Annotated in this window: 21 protein-coding genes; 8 read left to right on the top strand and 13 right to left on the bottom strand. The window is 74.0% G+C overall.

The genetic code is table 11. The features are described 5' to 3' along the window. Nucleotides 1-107 precede the first annotated feature (107 nt). On the bottom strand, nucleotides 108-659 hold the full coding sequence (locus ACIO5E_RS29930) for an RICIN domain-containing protein (RefSeq protein WP_400673781.1): 552 nt from the start codon (nucleotides 657-659) through the stop codon (nucleotides 108-110). A gap of 111 nt (nucleotides 660-770) precedes the next feature. Beyond that, nucleotides 771-3,719 carry an AfsR/SARP family transcriptional regulator gene (locus tag ACIO5E_RS29925; protein WP_400673778.1) on the bottom strand — a complete coding sequence of 983 codons (2,949 nt, stop codon included), beginning with the start codon at nucleotides 3,717-3,719 and terminating at the stop codon, nucleotides 771-773. A gap of 131 nt (nucleotides 3,720-3,850) precedes the next feature. On the opposite strand from ACIO5E_RS29925, the gene ACIO5E_RS29920 reads away from it, so the two are divergent. Continuing rightward, nucleotides 3,851-5,308 (top strand): BTAD domain-containing putative transcriptional regulator, encoded by a 1,458-nt coding sequence (locus tag ACIO5E_RS29920; protein ID WP_400673775.1) that lies wholly within the window; start codon nucleotides 3,851-3,853, stop codon nucleotides 5,306-5,308. A gap of 104 nt (nucleotides 5,309-5,412) precedes the next feature. Here the strand turns inward: ACIO5E_RS29920 and ACIO5E_RS29915 are convergent, their stop codons facing one another. Next, a complete protein-coding gene (locus ACIO5E_RS29915) occupies nucleotides 5,413-5,895 on the bottom strand; it encodes a hypothetical protein (protein WP_400673772.1) in 483 nt (160 codons plus the stop codon). Between the two features lie 295 nt (nucleotides 5,896-6,190). Further along, nucleotides 6,191-6,391: a DUF397 domain-containing protein gene (locus tag ACIO5E_RS29910; RefSeq protein ID WP_400673770.1), complete on the bottom strand. Its 201-nt coding sequence runs from the start codon at nucleotides 6,389-6,391 to the stop codon at nucleotides 6,191-6,193. 131 nt (nucleotides 6,392-6,522) lie between these two features. Here ACIO5E_RS29910 and ACIO5E_RS29905 point away from each other — a divergent pair, with 131 nt between their 5' ends. Both ACIO5E_RS29905 and ACIO5E_RS29900 read left to right on the top strand, forming a co-directional pair. After that, nucleotides 6,523-6,723, top strand: coding sequence for a hypothetical protein (locus ACIO5E_RS29905; protein WP_400673767.1), 201 nt, complete (start codon nucleotides 6,523-6,525; stop codon nucleotides 6,721-6,723). Between the two features lie 102 nt (nucleotides 6,724-6,825). Continuing rightward, a complete protein-coding gene (locus ACIO5E_RS29900) occupies nucleotides 6,826-7,230 on the top strand; it encodes a DUF3052 domain-containing protein (RefSeq protein ID WP_400673764.1) in 405 nt (134 codons plus the stop codon). A 100-nt stretch (nucleotides 7,231-7,330) separates the two neighbouring features. On the opposite strand, the gene ACIO5E_RS29895 is transcribed toward ACIO5E_RS29900, so the two are convergent. Beyond that, nucleotides 7,331-7,984 (bottom strand): CatB-related O-acetyltransferase, encoded by a 654-nt coding sequence (locus tag ACIO5E_RS29895; protein WP_400673761.1) that lies wholly within the window; start codon nucleotides 7,982-7,984, stop codon nucleotides 7,331-7,333. A 264-nt stretch (nucleotides 7,985-8,248) separates the two neighbouring features. Beyond that, on the bottom strand, nucleotides 8,249-8,965 hold the full coding sequence (locus tag ACIO5E_RS29890) for a chitinase (protein ID WP_400673758.1): 717 nt from the start codon (nucleotides 8,963-8,965) through the stop codon (nucleotides 8,249-8,251). Between the two features lie 257 nt (nucleotides 8,966-9,222). Here ACIO5E_RS29890 and ACIO5E_RS29885 point away from each other — a divergent pair, with 257 nt between their 5' ends. Next, nucleotides 9,223-11,157 carry a tetratricopeptide repeat protein gene (locus tag ACIO5E_RS29885; protein WP_400673755.1) on the top strand — a complete coding sequence of 645 codons (1,935 nt, stop codon included), beginning with the start codon at nucleotides 9,223-9,225 and terminating at the stop codon, nucleotides 11,155-11,157. Here the strand turns inward: ACIO5E_RS29885 and ACIO5E_RS29880 are convergent. After that, on the bottom strand, nucleotides 11,154-11,378 hold the full coding sequence (locus ACIO5E_RS29880; protein ID WP_280678541.1) for a DUF6011 domain-containing protein: 225 nt from the start codon (nucleotides 11,376-11,378) through the stop codon (nucleotides 11,154-11,156). The genes ACIO5E_RS29885 and ACIO5E_RS29880 overlap by 4 nt on opposite strands. 40 nt (nucleotides 11,379-11,418) lie before the next feature. On the opposite strand from ACIO5E_RS29880, the gene ACIO5E_RS29875 reads away from it, so the two are divergent. Beyond that, nucleotides 11,419-12,192, top strand: coding sequence for a TetR/AcrR family transcriptional regulator C-terminal domain-containing protein (locus ACIO5E_RS29875; RefSeq protein ID WP_400673752.1), 774 nt, complete (start codon nucleotides 11,419-11,421; stop codon nucleotides 12,190-12,192). Nucleotides 12,193-12,231: 39 nt separating this feature from the next. On the opposite strand, the gene ACIO5E_RS29870 is transcribed toward ACIO5E_RS29875, so the two are convergent. After that, entirely contained in the window at nucleotides 12,232-12,627 is a 396-nt protein-coding gene (locus tag ACIO5E_RS29870; protein WP_400674093.1) for a winged helix-turn-helix transcriptional regulator, read from the bottom strand. A gap of 160 nt (nucleotides 12,628-12,787) precedes the next feature. Between ACIO5E_RS29870 and rarD the strand changes: the two genes are divergently transcribed. Further along, on the top strand, nucleotides 12,788-13,756 hold the full coding sequence (gene rarD / locus ACIO5E_RS29865; RefSeq protein WP_400673749.1) for an EamA family transporter RarD: 969 nt from the start codon (nucleotides 12,788-12,790) through the stop codon (nucleotides 13,754-13,756). Here rarD and ACIO5E_RS29860 read toward each other — a convergent pair. Genes ACIO5E_RS29860 through ACIO5E_RS29850 form a run of 3 tightly spaced genes read right to left on the bottom strand, consistent with a single transcriptional unit; the run spans nucleotide 13,746 to nucleotide 17,031 of the window. Continuing rightward, nucleotides 13,746-14,636: an ABC transporter permease gene (locus tag ACIO5E_RS29860; protein WP_400673746.1), complete on the bottom strand. Its 891-nt coding sequence runs from the start codon at nucleotides 14,634-14,636 to the stop codon at nucleotides 13,746-13,748. The two genes, rarD and ACIO5E_RS29860, sit on opposite strands and share 11 nt — an antisense overlap. Next, nucleotides 14,623-15,729, bottom strand: coding sequence for an ABC transporter ATP-binding protein (locus tag ACIO5E_RS29855; protein ID WP_400673743.1), 1,107 nt, complete (start codon nucleotides 15,727-15,729; stop codon nucleotides 14,623-14,625). The genes ACIO5E_RS29860 and ACIO5E_RS29855 overlap by 14 nt, the downstream gene beginning before the upstream one ends. A 3-nt stretch (nucleotides 15,730-15,732) precedes the next feature. After that, on the bottom strand, nucleotides 15,733-17,031 hold the full coding sequence (locus ACIO5E_RS29850; RefSeq protein WP_400673740.1) for an outer membrane lipoprotein carrier protein LolA: 1,299 nt from the start codon (nucleotides 17,029-17,031) through the stop codon (nucleotides 15,733-15,735). A gap of 197 nt (nucleotides 17,032-17,228) precedes the next feature. On the opposite strand from ACIO5E_RS29850, the gene ACIO5E_RS29845 reads away from it, so the two are divergent. After that, nucleotides 17,229-19,802, top strand: a complete 2,574-nt coding sequence (locus tag ACIO5E_RS29845; RefSeq protein ID WP_400673738.1) for a bifunctional FO biosynthesis protein CofGH — start codon at nucleotides 17,229-17,231, stop codon at nucleotides 19,800-19,802. A 174-nt stretch (nucleotides 19,803-19,976) separates the two neighbouring features. Then, nucleotides 19,977-21,092: an ADP-ribosylglycohydrolase family protein gene (locus ACIO5E_RS29840; protein ID WP_400673735.1), complete on the top strand. Its 1,116-nt coding sequence runs from the start codon at nucleotides 19,977-19,979 to the stop codon at nucleotides 21,090-21,092. Between the two features lie 153 nt (nucleotides 21,093-21,245). Here ACIO5E_RS29840 and ACIO5E_RS29835 read toward each other — a convergent pair whose 3' ends face one another. Continuing rightward, on the bottom strand, nucleotides 21,246-21,455 hold the full coding sequence (locus tag ACIO5E_RS29835) for a DUF397 domain-containing protein (protein WP_400673733.1): 210 nt from the start codon (nucleotides 21,453-21,455) through the stop codon (nucleotides 21,246-21,248). Further along, entirely contained in the window at nucleotides 21,455-22,315 is an 861-nt protein-coding gene (locus ACIO5E_RS29830) for a helix-turn-helix transcriptional regulator (RefSeq protein ID WP_280678519.1), read from the bottom strand. The genes ACIO5E_RS29835 and ACIO5E_RS29830 overlap by 1 nt, the downstream gene beginning before the upstream one ends. Between the last annotated feature and the right edge of the window lie 169 nt (nucleotides 22,316-22,484).

The following is a 22,484-nucleotide window of genomic DNA, read 5'->3' as shown; positions in this document are numbered from 1 at the left end:
GCCGTGACGACGGATGCGGGACTGTGACACAGCGTCGGGGGCGCGGCCGGGGGAGGGCCGGTCCGCTCGTCGGCGCCGACGAGCGGACCGGGGTCAGGGGCCGTGGATCAGCCGAGCCGCCAGCGCTGGGTCGGGTCGTTGCCGTCGCAGCCGGTCACCGAGGTGTACTGGGCGACGCCGTTGGACTTGAGGCACTGGCCGGTGGCCGCGTTCTGGATCAGGTACCAGCCGCGGTCCTCGGCGGTCCGGCGCCACTTCTGGTTGGCCGGCATCCAGTCGCCGGCCGGGCGGTTGAGGCCGTCGATGCCGCCGGGGGTGTCCCAGAGCTGGACGGCGCCCGAGCCGGTGTCGAGGTCGATGACCTTGCTCCCGTGGGAGATGGCGGTGGTGCCGTCGCAGTAGCCCCAGAAGGACCAGGTCTGTGCGGGGCTCTGGTTGGCGGTGTAGACGCCGACCCGCCGGCCGTTGGCCTCGTCGTCGGACGGCAGGTCGAGGGCGCCGGCGGCGCCGTTGTAGACGGAGGTGAAGGTCGCCACGTTCGGCGGCAGCTCGCAGCCGGCGGCGTGCGCGGCCGGGGCGACGACCACGACCGCCCCCGCGACGGCCGTGGCGGCGCCGAGTCCGGCGAGGATCCTGCGGGTACGGGTGAGGGCTCTCATCTGGGTTCTCCTTCGCACGGCCGCGGTTCGCGACCTGACGAGAGGGAAGGTCGCGGACCGCGGTAGACAAGCTGTCAACGCCTGGTGCACGGCTGGCCCGGAACGACGGCGTCAGGGCTGCGGCAGGGCCTCCAGCAGCGTCCTGGTCCGGTCGGCGTCCTCGCCGAGTCCGAGCCGCTCGTACACCTCCAGCGCGTCGGCCAGGCAGGCCCGGGCCTGGCGGGGGCGGCCGAGGCCGGTGAGCGCGGTGCCCAGGGTGCGCAGCAGTGCGGCCTCCAGGACGGCGCTGGTGCGGCGGGCGAGTGGCAGCGCCGCCTCGGCGGCGTCGGCGGCGAGCAGCCAGCGGCCGGCCTCGGCGTGGATCCGGGCGGCGAGGTCGCCGGCCGCCGCCTCGAACACCGTCACCTGGAGGGCGGCGAACTCGTCCCGGGCGCCGATCGCGTGGGTGAGGCCCGCCTCCGGGTCGCCGCACAACCGCAGCACCCGGGCCAGGTAGTAGCGGCCGGTGGCGGCGGACACCGGGCCGGAGCCGCTCATCAGGCGGGCGCAGCGCTCGGCGGCGTCCCGGGCCTCGGCGAGTCGGCCGGTGTGGGCGCAGCTGAACGCGAACTCGCCGAGCGCGCTGCCCTCGGAGCGTTCGGCGCCGAGGCGGTGGAACAGGTCGGCGGCGCGGCCGGCGTGCTCGGCGGCGTCGGCGTAGCGGCCGCGGATGCGGGCGTTGCCGCCGAGGGTGAGCAGGGCCTTGGCGAGGACACGCAGGGTGGGGCCCCCGCCGCCGGTGGCGTCGTCGTCGCACAGGGCCACCGCCTGGCGGATCTCCTGCTCGGACTCGGCGTAGCGGCTGATGTGCCAGAGCATGCTGCCGCGTACGTAGCGGGCGAGAGCGAGCGGGCCGTGGTCGTCCCGGGCGGCGGCCTCCCGGGCGATGCGGTCGGCGAGGTCGGCGATGTCGCTGGTCTGGGTGCGTTCGGCGAGCACCGCGCTCATCCGGTCGGCGAGTTCGGCCGCCCGGTCGAGCGGCAGCGCCGGGTCCGCGCAGCTCAGGGCGATGGCGGCGGCGTGCACGCCGGCCTGTTCGCGCATCCAGCGCACCGCGGCCGGCCCGTCCGGCAGCGTCCGGCCCGGGGAGCGGACGGTCGCGCCGAGCAGGCTGAGCTCGACCGGGTCGGCCTTGCGGGCGGCGAGGTCGGCGTTGCGGGCGGTGGCCAGGCAGTAGTCGACCAGCCGGTCGGCGGCGGCGGTGCGCTCGGCGGCGGGCTCCTCGGCGGCGAGCCGGCCGCGCGCGTAGTCGCGGACCAGGTCGTGGAAGCCGTAGCGGCCGAAGCCGGGGGAGTGCAGCAGGTTGAGGTCGACGAGGGCTTCGAGGAGTTCGTCGGCCTCGGTCTCGGTGCGGCCGAGCAGAGCGGCCGCGCAGGGCAGCGGGATGTCGGGGGCGTCGGGCAGGGACAGCAGGCGGAAGGCGCGGGCCGCCTCGGCGTCGAGGCGGTGGTAGGAGAGGGCGAAGGTGGCCTCCACCGTCCGTTCGCCGTCGCTCAGTTCGGCCAGCCGGTGCTCCCGGCGCAGCCCCTCGGCGAGCGCCGCCAGGGTGAGCGCGGGGTCGGCGGTCAGCCGTGAGGCGGCGATCCGGACCGCGAGCGGCAGCAGCCCGCAGGCCCGGACGACCTCCTCGGCGGCCGCGGGTTCGGCGGCGACGCGCTCGGCGCCGACGATCCGGGTCAGCAGTTCCAGTGCCTGCCCGGGCGGCAGGGTGTCCAGGCGCAGGTGGTGCGCCCCGGCGAGGCCGGCCAGCCGGACGCGGCTGGTGACGAGGACGGCGCAGCCGGACGAGCCGGGCAGCAGCGGCTCGACCTGGTCGAGGGTGGCGGCGTTGTCGAGGACGACGAGGACCCGCCGCCCGGCCAGCGCCGAGCGGTAGAGGGCGGAGCGCTCCCCGGTGTCCGGCGGGATCTCCTCGGCGGCCACGCCGAGGGCGCGCAGGAAGCCGGCGAGTACCGCGCCCGGGGCCGAGGGCGTCCGGTCGGCGCCGCGCAGGTCCGCGAAGAGCCGCCCGTCGGGGTAGCGCTCGGGCACCTGCCGGGCGACGTGCACGGCCAGCGTGGTCTTGCCGACCCCGCCCATGCCGTCCAGCGCGGAGACCACCACGGCCCGCCCGCCGGCGCCGGCGAGGCGGTCCACGAGCGTCTCGACCTCCTTGGTGCGGCCGGTGAAGTCGGCCAGACCGGAGGGCAGTTGGTCGGGCGGCTGCCAGGCGGCGGCGGGTTCGGCGCGGGTGGCGGTGGTGGCGGCGGGCAGCAGCGCCGGGTCCTCGCGCAGGATCCGCAGCTGCAGTGCGGCCGGGCCGTCCTCGCCCGGCGGCAGCCAGCGGCGGGCGTCCTCGTACACGGCGAGCGCCTCGGCCTTGCGGCCCGCCTGGTAGAGGGCGCGCATCAGGACGGCGGTCAGCCGGGGCCGGCCGGGGTGCTCCAGGGCCAGCGCGGCGGCCTCCGCCGTCAGGCCGGTGCGGTCGCCGATCTCCGCGTCCAGCTCCAGCTGCGCCTCCTTGGCGGAAAGTCGCTGTCCGACGAGGTGGGAGCGGACGGCCTCGGCGTGCGGCCCGGGCAGCCCGGCCAGCGGCTCGCCGACCCACAGCCGCTGCGCCGCCTGCAGCACCTCCCGGACCTCCTCCGGGGGCGCCTGCCGGTCGCGCAGCCGTCCGGCCTCGGCCAGCAGCGCCTCCCAGCGGGCCGAGTCCACCTCCGCCCCCGGCACAAGCAGCGCGTACCCGTCGCCGACCCGCACCAGCGGCATCCGCTCCGGATCCGGCCCCGTGTGCGGCTTGAACGCCACCCGCAGCCGGGAGACGGCCACCTGGACGGCCTTGCGCGGGTCGGCCGGCGCGGCCCCGCCCCACACCCCTTCCACCAGCACCGACGTCGCCACCGTCCGTCCGGCGGCGCTCAGCAGCACCGCCAGGACGGCCCGCTGCTGCGGTCGGCCCAGCTCGATCTCCCGCTCCCCGTACCAGGCCCGCAGTGGTCCCAGCAGTCCGAACCGCAGCCCGGAGTCCCCCATGTCAACCATGTCCCGTCCCCGAATGTCGCCGTGTGTCCGGATCACGCCACTTCCGTACGGACGGTGACGCCCCCACGATCCGGACACCTATGATCTGCCACAGATTGTGTACTGAAACTCATGGCTTCGGGGATGGGGACATGGGGCTCGACTTCCGTGTGTTGGGAGCGCTGCGCGCCTCGTGCGACGGCCACGAGATCGACCTGGGCCGGCCGCAGCAGCGCGCCGTCCTCGCCGCCCTGCTGCTCGCCCCCGGCCAACTCGTGCCCACGGAGCGACTGGTCGAGGGCCTGTGGGGCGAGGACGACAGCCGTTGGCCCAAGGATCCGACGGGTCAGATCGGCACCCACGTCCACCGGCTGCGCCGCGTCCTCGCTGCTCCGGGGCTGCTGGTCGCCACGGCCGGCGGCTACCGGCTGGAGGTGCAGCGCGCCGCCGTCGACCTGTTCCGCTACGAGGCCGGGGTGGGCGAGGCGGCCACGCTGCGCCACGACGACCCGGCGCGGGCCCGTGAACTGCTCGCTGGGGCGCTCGCGGTGTGGCGGGGGCGTGCGCTGGACGGTGTGCCCGGCGGCTTCGCCGAGCGCGCCCGGGAGCGGCTCGCCGCCGGGCGCCACGCGGCGGTGAAGGTGCTGCACGACCTCGACCTCGCGCTCGGCCGGCACGCCGAGGCGCTGGACGCGCTGGACGCGCTGGCCGCCGAGCACCCGCGCGACGAGGAGGTGCAGCGCCTGCACCTGCTGGCCCTGCACCGCTGCGGGCGGACGGCCGAGGCGCTGGCCGCCTTCGAGGCGCTGCGCGCACGGCTGGACCGGGAGCTGGGGCTCGAACCGGCGCCGGCGGTGGTGGACCTGCACGCCCGCATCCGGCGGGGGGACGCCTCGCTGGCGGCGCCGGCCGTCCCGGTGCCGCCGCGCCGGCCGCCCCGGCCCTGCCAGCTGCCGCCGGACATCCCCGACCTGGTGGGGCGCTCGGCGCAGCTGCGGCAGGCCGAGCGGGTGCTGCGGGAGCCGGGGGTCGGGGGCGTCGCACCGGTGCTGGGGCTGTCCGGTCCGGCCGGCAGCGGCACTTCGGCGCTCGCGGTGCATGTGGCGCATGCCGTTCAGGACGCCTTTCCGGACGGGCAGCTGTACGCGGCGGGAGGGGCGGCGGACCCGGGTGTCGCGCTGGCGGCGTTCCTGCGGGCGCTGGGGGAGCGGCCCCCGTGCGGGGCGACGGTCGAGGAGCTGTCCGCGCGCTACCGGTCCGCGCTGGACGGGCGGCGGGTGCTGGTCGTGCTCGACGGGGTCGGCGAGGTGGCGCCGCTGCTGCCGGCGGTGGCGGGCTGCGCGGCCGTCGTCGCGGGGGCGGAGCCGGGGGTCCTGCCGGGGGACGCGGTGCGGGTGGCGCTGGGGCCGCTGGAGCAGCACGATGCGCAGGAGCTGCTGGCCCGGATCGTCGGCGCCGACCGGATCTGCCGGGAGCCGGGCCCGGCGGCCGAGCTGGCCGAGATCTGCGGCTACCTGCCCGTCCTGCTGCGGACGGCGGCGACGCGGCTCGCGGCCCGGCCGCAGTGGTCGGTGGACGACCTGGTCAGGTGGCTCGCCGAGCGGGGGTGAGGGGTGGGCACGGGGGTACGGGCGCGCGCGTGCGGCCCCGGCCGGCGGAGAACCGCCGGCCGGGGCCACGATGTGCGAGGTCACGCCGGAGCGGGCGGTGCCCGTCAGTACAGGTCCGAGCTGCGGGTCTTGATCGTCGGCTGCCAGTTGGCGTTGTCGTTGGTGAACTCGACCCAGAGCCCGCCGAGCCCGGTGACCTTGAGCTGGGCGGTCTGGTTGGAGCTGGACTTGAAGGTGTTGCTGGACCAGCAGACGCCGTTGGCGCTGTTGTAGAGGACGAAGTTTCCGTCGCCCTGCATGATCGCCTTGTAGCCGCAGCCGTAGGCCCCCGGGGCCGACCACACCGGGTGGACCAGACTGGGGTCCTGGTAGGCCCGGTAGAGCACGAGGTTGCCGTCGTACTGCAGGATCAGCCGGGTGTCGCCGGCGTCCAGGTGCCAGCCCGGGAGGAGCATCCCGGGCTCCCTCATGGTCACGCTCTCCGCGTCGGCGGCCGCGGTGCCCGCCGTCGCCATCGTCCCGGCCAGGGCCAGTGCCCCGGTTGCCGCGGCCAGTGCGATGTGCCGCAGGGTCTTCGTTGCCTTCATCCCCGTGTGCCTTCCTCGTGCATGTTCGCGCCCGTGAATGTTCGGGGCGCCCCGTGCAACCGATCGTGGACGACGGCGGTAGACAAACGATGAACGCCCCCGTTGATCCGCCGTCCCGCCCACCGTGCCGGTCACGCCGTCCGTGCGAAACCGCCCACTGCACCCCGCGATGCTTCGGCGTCTCGACGATCTCCCGCGCATCGGGGACCGCACGCACCCGGCTCAGCTCACGGGCGGACGAGGCGGCAGCGCTCCGCCCGCTCGTTGGGCTCCAACGAGCGGGCGGGGAGGGGGTTCAGAGGAGGTGGTCGAACTCGCCGGCCTTGGCGCCGAGGATGAAGGCGCGGAGCTTGGCAGCGGTGGTGGTGATGGTGATGGAGGGGTCGTCGGACTCGCGGAGGTGGCGGGTGTCGTCGGCGCCGAGGGCCAGTTCAAGGCAGCTGCCGCCCTCGTTCGAGCCGCTGAACGATGACTTCTGCCAACGGAGGTCGGACATCGGACGCCTGCACGCCCTCGGCGGTGTTCACCCGTGGGGGTGGCGCCCGGTGAATGCCGTCGGCCGGGGCCCGCGCGGACCCTAACGTGGGCAGGGCCGAACGCCAGCCATCCCAGGGGAGGGGATCCGACGTGTCCGACGTCGCCGAATACCTGATGCTCTACGTGGAGAACGGCACCGTCGTGGCCCACGACGCCGACCTCCGCCCGCACGCCTTCACGCTGCCGCCCGGCGACCTGGGTGCCACCGTCGCCCGGGCCGACGCCACCGGCTGCACACAACTCCTGCTCACCGTCAGCGCCTCCACGGTCGTCTCCTGCCGCGAGGTCTGACCTGCGTCAACGGCCGGGCGTGTTCCGGCTCGCCACCGTACGTGTCTGATTGGCTACCCGTGAGCGAGGCGGCAGGCGCCTCCGACCCAAGGGAAGACCGCCATGACGACAGAGCGCACCAACCCGGCGGCCCGGCTCGGGTTCGAGCCCGGCCAGGTCGTCCAGGAGATCGGCTACGACGACGATGTCGACCAGGACCTTCGCGAGGGCATCGAGTCGGTCATCGGTCAGGACCTCGTCGACGAGGACTACGACGACGTGGCCGACGTCGTCCTGCTCTGGTTCCGCGAGGAGGACGGCGACCTCACCGACGCCCTGGTCGACGCCATCGGCCTCCTCGAAGACGGTGGCACGATCTGGCTGCTCACCCCGAAGTCCGGCCGGGACGGCTACATCGAGCCCAGCGACACCAGCGACGCCGCCCAGACCGCCGGCCTCTCCCCGACCAAGTCGGTCAGCGTCGCCAAGGACTGGTCCGGCACCCGCCTCGCCGCCCCCAAGCGCTGAGACCCCGGTGGCGCAGGAAGTCGGCCCATCCGACTTCCTGCGCCTCGCCGCCGCGCGGCTCGGCTCGGAGTCCCGCCGCCCGGCGGCGGGTCCTGGGGCGCTACTCCGCTGCCTGGGCGGCCGCCGCCTTCTCCAGGTCGTCGACGCTGCCGGACATGATCGTGCGGACGTGTTCGGTGATCCGCTGGAGCGGCCAGTCCCACCAGGCCAGGGCCAGGAGGCGGTCGACGTCCGCATCGCCGTAGCGGCGGCGGATGAGACGGGCCGGGTTGCCGCCCACGATGCCGTAGTCGGGGACGTCGTCGACGACGACGGAGCCGGAGGCGATGATCGCCCCGTGACCGATGCGGACGCCGGGCATCACCATGGCCCCGTGGCCGAACCAGACGTCGTTGCCCACCACCGTGTCGCCCCGTCCGGTCAGGCCGGTGATGAGGTCGAAGTGCTCGGCCCAGGAGCCGCCCATGATCGGGAACGGGAACGTCGAGGGGCCGTCCATGCGGTGGTTGGCGCCGTTCATGATGAACCGCACGCCCGTGCCCAGCGCGCAGAACTTCCCGATGACCAGCTTCTCCGGCCCGTAGTGGTACAGCACGTTGCGGGTCTCGAAGGCGGTCGGGTCATCGGGATCGTCGTAGTAGGAGAACGCTCCGACCTCGATCAGCGGCGAGGTGACCAGCGGCTTCAGCAGCACCACCCGCGGCTGCTCGGGCATCGGATGCACCAGGGTCGGGTCGGCGGGCACAGGTGACATCGCGAAGTGCTTCCCTTGGTAACGAGGAGATCTGACGGTTCGTCGAGCGAGTGCCCGACCCGGAGATTCTGCGGCACGGCCGGGGTCTTGCCGCAAGCCCCCCCACCGGGTCATATGGTGATCACGGCGAAGGGTGACGCCCTCCCCTCAGCCCACGCCATCCGCCGCACACTCATCGCCGACACCCCCCGCCGAAGCGGCGGCCCCGCCACACAGCTGTGCGCAGAAACGGCCCGGCCGACGTCCTGCGCACCGTCGGACGGGTCAGCAGGAGATGTTGCCGCCGCCGACGTCGGTGCCGAGGACGCCGACGAACTTCTTGTACAGGTTGATGCGGTCGTTGCGCTCGTCCGGGTTCTTGCCGTCGCACTCCAGCGCGCCGTTGATGCTGCGGATGGTCTCGCCGAAGCCCTTGTTGTTGACGATGGCGTCGTGCGGCGTCATCGACCCGGCGCCGCTCTGGGTGTCCCAGAACCAGAGGGCGGTCTTCCAGGAGACGGCGGAGTTCCGCTCGACCTGGTAGGGGTCGTGCAGCAGGTCGATGTGCAGGGCGTCGCCGGCGGCCTTGTAGTTGAAGTTCCAGCTGATCTGCAGCGGCCCGCGCCCGTAGTAGGCGGCCTGGCCGGCCGGACAGCCGTACGGCTGGGAGGCGTCGCAGTAGTGCGGGTAGTTGGCGGTGTTCTGCTCGACGACGTACTTCAGCCCGCCGGTCTCGTGGCTGACGTTGGCGAGGAACGCCGCCGCCTCGCGCTTGCGGGTGGCGTCGTTGCCGGTGGTGGTGAACTTCGGGTAGGCGCCGAGGGCGTCGACCAGGCCCTGGTAGGTGTAGAAGGCGTTCCGGCTCGGGAACATCTGGTTGAACTGGGACTCGCTGACCACGAACGAGCCGGCGGCGGTCGCCGGCGTGGCCTGCCCGGTCAGGGCGATGGTGCTCAGGACGGCGGCCGAGGCCACTGCGGACAGGGTGCGGGAGAGCTTCATCGTCACTACTCACTTGGAATCGGGGCGGGTTGCTTCGGGAGCGAAGCGCCGGGTCCATCGTGGTGGGCGCATTTCAGAGCAAGCGGTTCGTCGGCGCCCAAACCACTCGTTCAGGTCGTATCCGATCGAGGAGGTGAGAGGGATTCAGGCCATCTCCAGCTCGCCCGACACACCGACAGGGTGATCATCCGGTCGTCGTATACGCGGGATAGCCTCATCCGCGCACATCGGAGACACCGCGAGCGGGGGACGAACACATGGGCCAGGCCGACGACGAAGGCGACGAGCGGCTCGCGGCGGAGGGCGAGGTGGCGGTGGCCCGGCTGGCGATCGACTCCGGGGACCTGCCGCACGCCGCCGACCACCTGGCCGACGCGATCCTCGCCGACCCGCAGCTCCCCGAACTGCACGAGGCGCTGGCCGAGTTGTGCGCCGCTGCCGGAGGACCGGCCGCGGCCCGCGAGCTGTTCCCGCTGGACGGCCAGGTCTACCTGGGCACCGTCGCCTGCCGGGCCCACGTCGAGGCCGCCGCCGGGGACTGGGACACGGCCGTCGGCCTGCTCGCCTCCGCGATCCAGTACGAGCCCGCGAGACCCTGGGCGCACACCGCCTGGCTCGCCCGCGAGGACCTGCCCGCCCTCGTCGACCCGGACGCCGTCGCCCAGGCGGTGGCCCGGGCGACCGGTGGGCTGCCCGACCCGCTACCGGCCGAACTCGCCGCCGCCGTCGAACCGTTCGACGGCTTCGTGCAGGCCGTGGTGGCCCGCCACGGCGACCACGCGCTGCTCCTGGCGATGGCCTCCGGCCTCACCCGCCGCCTCGGCGCCACCGCCCGCGCCGTCGAACTCGCCGAACTGGCCCACCGCCTGGCCCCCGGCTACATGCCCTCCGTGATGCTCGGCAACGCCCTGCGCGCCCACGGCCGGCCCGAACGGGCGCTCGCCGTCTGGGAGGCCGAACTGGCCCGGGTCGAACCGGAGCGGGACAACACCAGCAGCTACCTCGCCGTCGACGTCGCCGAGCTGTACGGCACCCTCGGCCGCCCCGCCGACGGCCTGCCCTGGCTGGACCGCGTGCTCGCCACCGAACCCGACCACCCCAAGGCGGCCCCCGCCCGGTACGGCCTGCGCCACGCCGTCGACGGCGACCTCGCCCACCTGCTCGCCCTGGCCGACCACCACCGTGCCCACCCCGACCACGAGTACGCCCAGGACCTGCTGGAGCGGCTCAGCCACCGGGAGCCCTGGCTCGGCATGGTCTCCGGCGCCACCGAGGCGACCGTCAACGTGCTGCACCAGGTGCTCGCCGCCCCCGGCACCACCCGCGACAGCGAGATCGGGTGCAGCGCCTCCGCCGTCGAGCCGCCCAGCTCGCTGCTGGCCGTCCGCCTCGCGCTGCCGCTCGCCACCGTCGACTACCAGTCGGTCGCCGAGCCCGACCCCCGGCTTCCGCTGGTCGAACCCACCACCCGGATCTGGGCCTGGGACGGCACCGACCCGCGCCCGGCCGTCGCCCCGCCCGCGCCGGAGAGCGCCGAACTCGTCCGGTCCACCGCCGAGATCGTCTGGCCGACCGTCCCCGCCGCCTACGACCACGCCGTCCGGCTGGCCGGGCTGCCGCTGGACGACCTGCTCGGCACGCTCGTCCACCCGCCGATGCCTCGGGAGGACGAGCTCGGCCGGGCCCTGCTCGCCCACCAGCCCGAACTGTGGGTGCGGGCCGTCCAGGTCTTCGCCTGCCTCGGCATCGCGCACCACCGCACCGACCAGCCGTGGGAGGACTCCGACCGCCGCCGCGTGCTGGTCGACCTGCTGCTCGGGCCCGAGGACTGGGTGGTCGAGGCGGCCGGCTTCGCCCTCGTCGCGATCGGCTGGACGCACCCCGAGACCCGCGCCGACATCGCCGAGCGGCTCCGGCAGCGCCTGCACTACAGCGCCCGGGCGCGCCGCACCCGGGTGGTGACCGTCCTGCGGTCGCTGGCCGCGCTGGCGCTCGCCGCACCCTGGCTGCCCGAGGGCGACGCCGACCTGGCCCGGCGGCTGATCGAGGGGGTCAAGGCCCAGGAGACCCGGGAGGCCGCGGGGGCGGAGGAGGCCGAGGAGCGTGAAGAACCGGTCGAATCGACCGAGGCGCAGCCGGAACCCCGCCCCGGCTTCCTCCGCCGCCTCTTCGGGCGCCGCCCTGCGTCCTAGCCGACGCCCGGCAGCGGATCCTGGTCGACGTCGAAGCGTGCGACCCGCTCCGCCGGATCGCGGCACTCCGGGCCGAGCCGGAGGATCCGCGACTCCGGGTCGTGCAGCGGGCGGTGGCAGCGGCGGCAGGTGACACGGGGTCGGACGGCCTCGCGGGTGTCGGTGCCCGGGAGCGGCACGGGTCCGGCCGGGTCCGGGCTGCTGGTCGGGGCGCTGGTCATGGGGAGACGGTAGCCGGGCGGCCCGTGAAAAGATCCCCCCATGGCCACGGACCGCAGCAGCGCAGGAGACCCGGCGAGCACCCTCGCCCTGCTCTGGGGGCTGACCGCCGAGGAGAAGCCCGGGCGGCGCGGCCCGAAGCAGGCCCGGTCGACCGGCGAGATCGCCGCCGCGGCCATCGCCCTCGCCGACGCCGAGGGCGTGGAGGCCGTCACCATGCGCCGGGTGGCGCAGGAGCTGGGGCTGTCCCCGATGGCGCTGTACACCTACGTCCCCGGCAAGGCCGAACTGCTCGACCTGATGCTGGACACGGCCTACGCGGCGATGCCCCGCAGCACCCCCGCCGACGACGGCTGGCGGGCCAGGGTCACCGCCGTCGCCGACGACAACCGGGCGCTCTACCGCGCCCACCCCTGGGTCGCGGCCGTCTCCACCAGCCGCCCGCCGCTCGGCCCGGGCCTGATGGCCAAGTACGAGTACGAGCTGCGCGCCTTCGAGGGCACCGGCCTGCCCGACGTCGAGCTGGACGCCGCGCTCACCCACCTGCTCGGCTTCGTCCAGACCTGCGCCCGGATGGCCGCCGACGAGCGCGCCGCCCGGCAGGACAGCGCGATGACCGACGCGCAGTGGTGGGCCGCCAACGCCGACCTGCTCGCCAAGGTCTTCGACGCCGAGCGCTACCCGGTCGCCGCCCGGGTGGGCGCCGCCGCCGGCGAGGCGCACGGCGGCGCGTACGACCCGGACCACGCGTACGCCTTCGGCCTGGCCCGCGTCCTGGACGGCCTGGCGGCGCTGGTCACGCGCGGGCAGGGCTGATGGAGCCGGTCCCGTGCGGGCGCCGCTGACCACGCGCGGTCAGCGCGCGTCGTACTCCTCGCGGGCGGCGGTGACGGCGGGCACCCGCTGCTCGGACCAGTGCGCGAGGGCGGCGACCAGCTCGGCGGCCTCGCGGCCGAGCGGGGTGAGGCTGTAGTCGACCCGGGGCGGGATCACCGGGTGGGCCTCGCGGAGCACGAAGCCGTCGCGCTCCAGCGTCTGCAGGGTCTGCGCGAGCATCTTCTCGCTGACGCCGGAGACCCGGCGGCGCAGTTCGCTGAAGCGGTACCCGCGCTCGTGCAGCGCGCCGAGGACGAGCACACCCCAGCGGCTGGTGACGTGCTCCAGCACGCCCCGGGACGGACACATCCGGTCGAATACGTCGGCCGGCGGCAGCCCCCGCACCGGGACCGGAACCGCCGCGACCTCCTTCATCACCTTCATGCCGGCCCCGGACGCCTCGGGGCCCGACGCCCGGGGCCGGACGTTTCCGCAGGTCAGCACTGTCATGACCAAAATGCGGAAACGGAGATGACAGCCTGCCCTCCCGCCCGCTACCGTCACCTCGACACACGCGCGCGGAGGGCAGGCGGCCATGCCAGAGACAACCCAGCAGGACAGCGGCCGAGGCCTCTGGTACGGGTTCGCGGCCTACGGCATCTGGGGCCTCTTCCCGCTGTTCTGGCCACTGCTGGAGCCCGGCGCCGCCGACGACATCCTGGCCAACCGGATGGTCTGGTCCCTGGTCGCCGTGGTGCTGCTGCTGGTCGCCCAGCGGCACTGGGGCTGGATACGCCCGCTGCTGCGCCAGCCCCGCCGGGTCGCCATGCTGGCCGGCGCGGCCGTGGTGATCTCGATCAACTGGGGCGTCTACATCTGGGGCGTCAACGCCGGGCACGTGGTCGAGACCAGCCTCGGCTACTTCATCAACCCGCTGGTCACCATCGCCTTCGGCGTCCTGATGCTCAAGGAACGGCTGCGCGTGGCGCAGTGGACGGCGGTCGGCATCGGCGCGGCCGCCGTCGCGGTGCTGAGCGTCGCGTACGGGCGGCTGCCGTGGATCGCGCTCACCCTGGCGCTGTCCTTCGCCACGTACGGCCTGCTGAAGAAGAAGGTCGGGCTGAGCGGGCTGGAGAGCCTGGCGGCGGAGAGCGCCTTCATGTTCCCGTTCGCGCTCGGCTACCTGGTCTACCTGGAGGTCAGCGGGCGCGGCACCTTCGGGCACACGGTGGCCGGCTCGTACGGCTGGGGGCACTCCGGGCTGCTGATGATCAGCGGGGTGGTCACGGCGATCCCGCTGCTGTTCTTCGGCGCGGCGGCCGTGCGGGTGCCGCTGACCGTGCTCGGGCTGCTGCAGTACCTGGCGCCGGTGTTCCAGTTCCTGATCGGCGTGGCGGTGTTCCACGAGTCGATGCCGCCCGCCCGCTGGGCCGGGTTCGCCCTGGTCTGGGCGGCCCTCGTGGTGCTCACCTGGGACGCGCTGCGCCAGCTGCGGGCCGACCGCGCGGGGCGGGCCGCGGCCGTGCCGCAGCCCGCCCCCGCCGAGGCGGCGGTCAGGCGCTGATGTCCCGGCTGGCGAAGCGGGACCAGGCCGCCGCGCCGAACACGGCGACGTAGGCGGCCTGCAGGCCGAGGTCCTTCCACACGCCGTCCCAGTACATCGGCTGGCGCAGCAGGTCCGCGAAGCTGAGCCAGTAGTGGGTGAACAGGAACGGCCGGACGGCGTCCAGCTGCGGGAAGGCGTCCAGGATCTGCACGGTGATCACCAGCCCGACGGTCGCGGCCATCGCCGCGATGCCGCTGCCGGTGAGCGTGGAGACGAACAGCCCGATGGCCACCAGCCCGGCCAGCGAGGCCGCCACCACCCCGGCCACCAGGACCGCCCGCAACAGCGCGTCGCCGAAGCCGATGGTGTCCCCGGAGATCAGCGTCACCTCGCCGAGCGGGAACAGCGCGGCGCCGGTGGCCAGCGCCGCCGCCGCGACCGCCGCGGTGGCGGCCAGGCAGAACACCAGACCGGCGGTGAACTTGGCGGCCAGCAGCCTGGTCCGCCCGGCCGGCGCGACCAGCAGGTAGCGCAGCGTCCCGGTGGCCGCCTCGCCGGCGACCGAGTCCCCGGCGACCACGCCGACCGTCATCGGCAGGAACACCGGCAGCGCGACCGCGAGCGCGGTGAACACCAGGAACAGGCCGTTCTGGGTGGTCTGCGCGATGAAGTTCACGCCGCCGCCGCCCTCGTGCGGGCTGTCCGTGTTGAGCTTGACGACCACGCCGATCAGGATCGGCAGCACCGCCAGGATCCCCAGCAGCACCTTGGTGCGCATCCGGCGGAAGGTCAGGTGCAGCTCGTTGCGGAACAGTGCCAGGAACCCGGCCGCCGTCTGCGGCCGGCGCCCGATCCGGACGGGCGGTGCCGCGGCCCCAGCCGTCTCAGCCTGCGACATCGAAGCCCTCCCCGGTCAGCGCCACGAAGGCGTCCTCCAACGTGCCCCGCTCCAGCCCGAACCCGTGCACCCGCACGCCGGCCTCGACCAGCGCCGCGCACAGCTTCGGCAGCGCCTCCTCGGCCGACGTGCCGCCCGTCGTGCCGGCCGACGACCCGAGTGCGCCGAGCTCGCCGTCCACCCGCCCGTCGCCGGGCAGCAGCGAACCGACCTGGTGGGCCGCCAGCACCTCCACGGCCTGGGCGACGTCCGGTGTGCGGACCACCAGCCGGCCCTGCGCCCGGGCGGCCAGCTCGGCGACGGTGCCCTGCACCACCAGCCGGCCCCGGGACATCACCGCCGCGTGCGAGCAGACCTGCTCGATCTCGTCCAGCAGGTGCGAGGAGAGGAACACCGTGGTGCCCTCCGCCGCGACCTCCCGCACCAGCGCCCGGATCTCGCGCATGCCCTGCGGGTCCAGCCCGTTGGTGGGCTCGTCCAGCACCAGCAGCTCGCGCGGCTGCAGCAGCGCCGAGGCCAGACCGAGCCGCTGCTTCATGCCCAGCGAGTAGGCGCGGGCCTTCTTTCCCGCCGCCGCGCTCAGCCCGACCCGCTCCAGCGCCGTCTCGACGCGGTGGCGCCGGGTGCGGGGGTCGGCGGTCGGGTCGGCGGCGTCGAACCGGATCAGGTTGTCCCGCCCGGAGAGGAAGCCGTACAGCGCCGGGCCCTCGATCAGCGCGCCCACCCGGGGCAGCACGCCGGCGACGGACTGCGGCATCGGCTCGCCGAGGACGGTGGCCACGCCGGAGGTGGGGGAGATCAGGCCCATCAGCATCCGGATGGTGGTGGTCTTGCCGGAGCCGTTCGGGCCGAGGAAGCCGAAGACGGAGCCGCGCGGCACGCTCAGGTCCAGGCCGTCCACGGCGAGCTGGCCGCCCCGGAAGCGCTTGGTCAGGCCGCGGGTCCTGATCACGTCGTCGGTGCCGGAAACGACGGAGACAGGGGAGGTGGAGGAGGGGGAGGAGGTGGTGGAAGGCGCGGGGGCCGGGCGCTGCTCGGCGCCCGGACCCCCGGCCGACTCCGTAACGTCCCCCGTTACGGGAGCCTTGGTCATCCGTCAGTTCACCCCGGCGGCGTGCTGCAGCACCGGCAGGGTCACCGCGCCGGCGAAGACCCGTCCGTCGTCGGTGACCAGGACGTTCACCACCTTGGTGCTGATCAGCGTGCCGCCGCCGACCGGCTTGCCGAGCGACTTCAGCAGCGCCTGCGGGTTCAGCGCCTGGCCCCGGCCACCGTGCTTGCCGCTCTTCCCGCCGTCCTGCGGTGCGCTGACGGTGCCGGCGGGCAGCTGCGCCGAGACCACGGTCGTCCAGCCCTCGCCGATCACGTTCACGCCGCCGTGGTCCTGGCCGTCCGCGCCCTTGCCCGCCTGGCCCTTGCCCGGTGCGCCCTGGCCGGCCGCGTCCTGCCCCGCCGCGTCGTGCCGTCCCGCGGCGCCGTCCGCCTTCTGCTCCGTCACCTTGGCGCCCTTGGGCACGGTGAAGTCGAAGGTCTTGCCGGCCGGCTTGGCGAAGGACACGTCGGTGAAGTGCACGTCCAGGACGGTGGAACCGTCGACGCCCTTGACCACGACCGAGAGCGGCACTCCGTTGTCGGCGGCGACCGCGATCCGGACCTCGGCGACGGTCGAACCGGACTGGGTGGGCTTGACGCTCAGCTGGTACGCCTTCTGCCCGGCCACGTTGGCGGTGCCCGCCACGGTGACCGAGGTGGTGCCCGCGCTCGCGTCCAGGAACTGCCGGGCGGCCTCCTGCGGGGTCGTCGGTACCCCGGTCAGCGGAGCGCCCGGGTGCTTGCCGGTGTGCTGGGCGGCGGCCGCCGCCGGGCCGGTCAGGCGCACGGCGGTGTTGGTCGAGCTGTCCCAGGCCCAGGCCTGGTCGCCGTTGTGGACGACGGTGTAGCCGGCCATGTTCTCCAGCAGGTCCACCCGCTGGCGGTCCGGGCCGTCCACCGCGACCCGCAGGGTCTGGTCGCCGCCGAGCAGGCCGAGCAGCTTGGACTGCGGGTCCGCCGCCGAGGAGGCGCCGCCCTGGCCCCCGCCGCGGCCGGCCGCCGCGCCGAGCCCGCCGGCCGCGGCGCCGAGCAGCTGGCTGGGCAGGCCGAGGTCGGTGGAGACGGACACCGTGCCGGAGAGGCTCTGCGCGTCGGAGCCGAGCGCCTTGGCCACCACCTGCTCGGCCGTCAGGGTCGGAAGGTCGGGCGGGAAGTCGGCCGCCAGTGCGGGCACCAGCCCGATCCCGGTGGCGATCACCGCGGCCACCGCCAGCGGCACCCCGGCCCGTACCAGGGTGCGCCGGCGCGAACGGTACGGCACACCGCCGTCCACGTTGTCCCCCGCCGCCGTGTCAATGGTCATGGCGTCCTCAACTCCTCTGTGAACACGAGCGATTGGCTGTGCCCCTCCATTAGAGGCCGGCCGGCCGCCCCCGTCATCGCCCTGCAGGGCCAGTTCGGGGTAAACCTCCCGGGTACACCGACCCTGAGAAGGCCTCAGGGTTGACTCCTCCGAACGTACGACACCTGGCGTAGGGTCGCGCCATGGACGGAACCGCCATGGACGCAAGCACCCCCCCGACCGCTAACGCGATGCGGCGCGCCCTGCGCCGCGCCCGGGACGGCGTCGCCCTCGACGTGACCGAGGCCGCCGTCCTGCTCCAGGCCAGAGGCGAGGACCTGAGCGACCTCTGTGCCAGCGCCGCCCGGGTCCGCGACGCCGGGCTGGCGGCGGCCGGGCGGCCCGGTGTCATCACCTACTCCAAGAGCGTCTTCATCCCGCTCACCCGGCTCTGCCGAGACAAGTGCCACTACTGCACCTTCGTCACCGTCCCCGGCAAGCTGCGCCGGGCCGGCCACGGGATGTTCATGTCCCCCGACGAGGTGCTGGACGTCGCCCGGCGCGGCGCCGAACTCGGCTGCAAGGAAGCCCTGATCACCCTCGGCGACAAGCCGGAGGACCGCTGGCCCGAGGCCCGCGAGTGGCTCGACGCGCACGGCTACGACGACACCATCGCCTATGTGCGGGCGATGTCGATCCGGATCCTGGAGGAGACCGGCCTGCTCCCGCACCTCAACCCCGGGGTGCTGAGCTGGACGGACTTCCAGCGGCTCAAGCCCGTCTCCGCCTCGATGGGCATGATGCTGGAGACCACCGCCACCCGGCTGTGGAGCGAGCCCGGCGGCCCGCACTTCGGCTCGCCGGACAAGGAGCCGGCCGTCCGGCTGCGGGTGCTGGAGGACGCCGGGCGCAGCTCCGTCCCGTTCACCAGCGGCCTGCTGATCGGCATCGGCGAGACCTACCAGGAGCGCGCCGAGTCGCTGTTCGCGCTGCGCAAGGTCTCCCGGGCCTACCACGGCGTCCAGGAGCTGATCCTGCAGAACTTCCGTGCCAAGCCGGACACGGCGATGCGCGGCATGCCCGACGCCGAACTGGACGAGCTGGTCGCCACCGTGGCGGTGGCCCGGCACCTGATGGGCCCGGCCGCCTGCCTGCAGGCGCCGCCGAACCTGGTGGACGGCGAGTACGGGCGACTGATCGCGGCCGGGGTCGACGACTGGGGCGGCGTCTCCCCGCTGACCCCCGACCACGTCAACCCCGAGCGCCCGTGGCCGCAGATCGAGCGGCTCGCCGAGCGCTCCGCGGCGGCCGGCTTCGAGCTGCGCGAGCGCCTGGCCGTCTACCCCGAGTACGTGCGGCGCGGCGAGCCCTGGCTGGACCCGCGGGTGCTGCCGCACGTGCGCGCCCTGGCCGACCCGCAGACCGGGCTGGCGAACCCGGACGCGGTGGTCCGCGGCCTGCCCTGGCAGGAGCCCGAGGACCTGCCCGACGCGTACGGGCGGACCGACCTGCACGCCACCATCGACACCGAGGGGCGCACCGGCGACCGCCGGGCCGACTTCGAGGACGTCTACGGCGACTGGGAGGTGCTGCGCGAGCAGGTGCTCGCCGCCGGCGCGCCGGAGCGGCTGGCGGGCGACCTGCGCGAGGCCCTGGCGGTGGCCGCCGACGACCCGACGCGGCTGACCGACGACCAGGCGCTGGCGCTGTTCCACGCGGACGGCCCGGCCCTGGACGCGCTCTGCCGGATCGCCGACGACGTCCGCCGGGACGCCGTCGGGGAGGACGTCACCTACTGCGTCACCCGGAACATCAACTTCACCAACGTCTGCTACACCGGCTGCCGCTTCTGCGCCTTCGCCCAGCGCCGCACCGACGCTGACGCCTACACCCTGTCGCTGCAGCAGGTCGCCGACCGGGCCGCGCAGGCCTGGGAGGTGGGCGCCACCGAGGTCTGCATGCAGGGCGGAATCCACCCGGACCTGCCCGGCACCGCCTACTTCGACATCGCCCGCGCGGTGAAGGAGCGGGTGCCCGGCATCCACGTGCACGCCTTCTCCCCGATGGAGGTGGTCAACGGCGCGACCCGCACCGGCCTGTCCATCCGCGACTGGCTCCAGCGGGCCAAGGAGAACGGCCTGGACAGCATCCCGGGCACCGCCGCCGAGATCCTGGACGACGAGGTCCGCTGGGTGCTCACCAAGGGCAAGCTGCCGGCCGCCACCTGGGTCGAGGTGGTCACCACCGCGCACGAGCTGGGCATCCGCTCCTCGTCCACGATGATGTACGGGCACGTGGACACCCCGGCGCACTGGCTCGGGCACCTGCGGCTGCTCGCCGGGATCCAGCAGCGCACCGGTGGCTTCACCGAGTTCGTGACCCTGCCGTTCATCCACACCAACGCGCCGGTCTACCTGGCCGGTATCGCCCGGCCCGGCCCGACCGCCCGGGACAACCGCGCGGTGGTCGCGATGGCCCGGCTGCTGCTGCACCCGCACATCCCCAACATCCAGACCAGCTGGGTCAAGCTGGGCGCGGAGGGCGCCGCCGAGATGCTCCGCTCGGGCGCCAACGACCTGGGCGGCACGCTGATGGAGGAGACCATCTCGCGGATGGCCGGTTCGGCGTACGGGAGTTACAAGTCGGTGCGGGACCTCCAGGCGATCGCCGAGGCGGCGGGCCGCCCGCACCGCCAGCGCACCACCACCTACGGCGAGGTGCCGGCCGAGCGCCGGGCGGCGGCGCTGGCCTCGGACGGGCACCTGCCGGAGCTGCTGCCGGTCCTGGACTGATCCCGGCGGCGTGGCCGCCCGGGGCGCCGGACGGCGGGGTTGGCAACAGTTTGTTGAAATGCTGGTGTTCGAGGTGGACCGTCGATACGTTCGAACCTTCGAATACAGTGCCAGGGCGCGCGACCGGCCGAGCGTCGCGCGGCCCCCTACCCCGAGGAAAGGCGCCCCGTCGTGATGCCACTGTGGTCACGCGCCCAGCAGCAGGACTTCCGCAGCCGGGTGCGGGGCTGTCTGCTCGGCGGTGCCATCGGCGACGCGCTCGGCGCCGGCGTCGAGTTCGAGCCGCTGGAGAAGATCCGCGCCCAGCACGGCCCGCAGGGCGTCACCGGGTACGTCCCCGCGTACGGGCGCACCGGCGCCGTCACCGACGACACCCAGCTCACCCTGTTCACCGTCGACGGCCTGATACGCGCCCACATCCGGCGCGACACCGGCAGCTGGCACCCGCCCACCGACCTGCACCTGGCCTACCTGCGCTGGGCCGCCAGCCAGCGCGACTGGGGCCCCGACGAGCGCCGCCCCGACCTCGGCTGGCTCGGCCGCGAGGAGTGGCTGTACGCCCAGCGCGCCCCCGGCCAGGGCTGCCTGTCCGGCCTCTCCGGGGCCGAGGGCGAGCGTCTCGGCACCCTGGAGCGGCCCAAGAACCCGCACTCCAAGGCCTGCGGCACGGTGGTGCGGGCGGCGCCGTTCGGGCTGCTCACCACCTGGGAGCCGGGCCTGGTGTTCCAACTCGCGGTGGAGTGCGCGGTGCTCACCCACGGCCACCCCACCGGCTACCTCGCGGCCGGCGCGTTCGCGGTGATCGTCCACAGCGTGGCCCGCGGCGGCACCCTGGAGGAGGGCGTCCACCTCGCCCTGGCCCTGCTCTCCGAGCGGCCGGCGCACGAGGAGACCACCGCCGCGCTGCGGGCCGCGCTGGACGCCGTCCGGGCCGGCGAGCCGTCCGCCGACCGGGTCGAGGCGCTGGGGGAGGGCTGGGTCGCCGAGGAGGCGCTGGCGATCGGGGTCTACTGCGCACTCGTCGCGCACGACGTGCGCTCGGGCCTGCTGCTCGCGGTCAACCACTCCGGGGACAGCGACTCCACCGGCGCGATCTGCGGGAACCTGCTCGGGGTGCTGCACGGTGACACCGCGCTGCCGTCCGGGCTGGTGGCCGGGCTGGAGGGGCGCGGCGCGATCCTCGAACTGGCCGACGACTTCGTGCTGGAGCTGATGCACGGCACCGAACTGCACGACCCGCAGACCCCGGAGGGGCTGATCTGGTCCGGCCGGTACCCGGTGGTGCGCTGAACGAGAGCGGTGAGAACGACAGTTGCCCGTAGCGTCGGCCGCTGCCGGAGAGGGCGACGGCCACCGCTACGGGCAACCGGACCGAGCACGGAGTCGGATCGGGGTCCCGCGGCCTTGATGAGGGGCCGGGCCGGGGCCTGATGGGGGGCCGGATCAGGGGCCGCCGAACGCCCCCGCGGCCGTGGCGCTCGCGAACGCGTTCCAGGCTTCGGCGGAGAAATGGAGCTGCGGTCCCTGAGGGTCCTTCGAGTCCCGTACCGCCACCGCCCCGGCGGCCGGCCTGGCGATCTCCACACAAGCGCCGTTGCCGCCGCTGTGGCTGCTCTTGCGCCAGCGGGTTCCGTGCTCGGAGGTGGTGCTCATCAGTGGTATCCCTCTTCAATCTCAGCTATCAGTGTCCGGCTCTCCGCCACGCCGAGCGCCGCCGCCCTCAGGTAGTCGTACAGACCGGTATAGCGGCGCACGTCCGCGTCCTTCTCCAGGTAGAGATCGCTCGTCACCCCTTCGAAGTAGACAACCGTGGAATCGGCTGACTCGGGGAACTCCAGCAGGGAGAATGTCCCGGTCATACCGGGGTGGGCACCGGCCGAGAACGGGATCACCTGGATGGTGATGTTCGGCCGCTGGCTCAGCTCCATCATGTGCTTCAGCTGTTGGGCCATCACCTCGCGGCTGCCGACCTCGCGGCGCAGCACCGCCTCGTCTATGACGGTCCACAGGCTGCCCAGCTGGTTCTCGCCCTGGATGCGGTCCTGGCGCTTCATCCGGACCTGCACCCGGCGCTGCACGGCGAGCGCGTCGGTGTCCGGCTGGGTGCCCTCGACGACGGCCTGCGCGTACTGCTCGGTCTGCAGCAGGCCCGGGACGAACGAGGACTCGTACGCGCGGATCGAGGAGGCCTCGGCCTCCAGCCCGATGTAGACGCTGTACGGGGTCGGCATGTCGTTGAAGTCGTGCCACCAGCCGCGCTGGCGCGACTCCTTGGCCATCTCCATGAGGCTGGCGCGCAGCTGCTCGTCGTTCACGAGGTAGACGTCGCAGAGGTCGCGCACGTCGCGCTGGCTGATGCTGCGGCGGCCGTTCTCCAGTCGGCTGATCTTCGACTGGGAGACCATCAGCCGGCCGGCCACCTCCTCCGCGGTCATCCCGAGGCCTTCGCGGAGCTTGCGCAGCTCCGAGCCGAGGCGCCGGCGGCGCACGGTGGGATTGATGTTGGCGGACACGTCGACCTCCGGCCGGACCTCTGGTGATCGTTGGAACGGCAGCCCTCGGAACACTTCGGACATTGGGACCAACCCCCCTGACTTGGAGCAGCATGTCATCTTGGGCCAGGTCGGCGTCAGGGATTCACAGGAGCGCAGTAGAACAGATCGTCGGAAAAGCACTTCTGTG

The organism is Kitasatospora sp. NPDC087314, from assembly GCF_044744365.1.
GTDB lineage: Bacteria > Actinomycetota > Actinomycetes > Streptomycetales > Streptomycetaceae > Kitasatospora.
The sequence above is the reverse complement of the archived record's forward strand: the minus strand, read 5'-3'. Positions and strand labels throughout refer to the sequence as shown.

Coding starts and splice junctions, on each gene's coding strand:
- ACIO5E_RS29930 (WP_400673781.1), bottom strand. CDS start 659: ATGAGAGCCCTCACCCGTACCCGCAGGATCCTCGCCGGACTCGGCGCC.
- ACIO5E_RS29925 (WP_400673778.1), bottom strand. CDS start 3,719: ATGGTTGACATGGGGGACTCCGGGCTGCGGTTCGGACTGCTGGGACCA.
- ACIO5E_RS29920 (WP_400673775.1), top strand. CDS start 3,851: ATGGGGCTCGACTTCCGTGTGTTGGGAGCGCTGCGCGCCTCGTGCGAC.
- ACIO5E_RS29915 (WP_400673772.1), bottom strand. CDS start 5,895: ATGAAGGCAACGAAGACCCTGCGGCACATCGCACTGGCCGCGGCAACC.
- ACIO5E_RS29910 (WP_400673770.1), bottom strand. CDS start 6,391: ATGTCCGACCTCCGTTGGCAGAAGTCATCGTTCAGCGGCTCGAACGAG.
- ACIO5E_RS29900 (WP_400673764.1), top strand. CDS start 6,826: ATGACGACAGAGCGCACCAACCCGGCGGCCCGGCTCGGGTTCGAGCCC.
- ACIO5E_RS29895 (WP_400673761.1), bottom strand. CDS start 7,984: ATGTCACCTGTGCCCGCCGACCCGACCCTGGTGCATCCGATGCCCGAG.
- ACIO5E_RS29890 (WP_400673758.1), bottom strand. CDS start 8,965: ATGAAGCTCTCCCGCACCCTGTCCGCAGTGGCCTCGGCCGCCGTCCTG.
- ACIO5E_RS29885 (WP_400673755.1), top strand. CDS start 9,223: ATGGGCCAGGCCGACGACGAAGGCGACGAGCGGCTCGCGGCGGAGGGC.
- ACIO5E_RS29880 (WP_280678541.1), bottom strand. CDS start 11,378: ATGACCAGCGCCCCGACCAGCAGCCCGGACCCGGCCGGACCCGTGCCG.
- ACIO5E_RS29875 (WP_400673752.1), top strand. CDS start 11,419: ATGGCCACGGACCGCAGCAGCGCAGGAGACCCGGCGAGCACCCTCGCC.
- ACIO5E_RS29870 (WP_400674093.1), bottom strand. CDS start 12,627: ATGAAGGAGGTCGCGGCGGTTCCGGTCCCGGTGCGGGGGCTGCCGCCG.
- rarD (WP_400673749.1), top strand. CDS start 12,788: ATGCCAGAGACAACCCAGCAGGACAGCGGCCGAGGCCTCTGGTACGGG.
- ACIO5E_RS29860 (WP_400673746.1), bottom strand. CDS start 14,636: ATGTCGCAGGCTGAGACGGCTGGGGCCGCGGCACCGCCCGTCCGGATC.
- ACIO5E_RS29855 (WP_400673743.1), bottom strand. CDS start 15,729: ATGACCAAGGCTCCCGTAACGGGGGACGTTACGGAGTCGGCCGGGGGT.
- ACIO5E_RS29850 (WP_400673740.1), bottom strand. CDS start 17,031: ATGACCATTGACACGGCGGCGGGGGACAACGTGGACGGCGGTGTGCCG.
- ACIO5E_RS29845 (WP_400673738.1), top strand. CDS start 17,229: ATGGACGCAAGCACCCCCCCGACCGCTAACGCGATGCGGCGCGCCCTG.
- ACIO5E_RS29840 (WP_400673735.1), top strand. CDS start 19,977: ATGCCACTGTGGTCACGCGCCCAGCAGCAGGACTTCCGCAGCCGGGTG.
- ACIO5E_RS29835 (WP_400673733.1), bottom strand. CDS start 21,455: ATGAGCACCACCTCCGAGCACGGAACCCGCTGGCGCAAGAGCAGCCAC.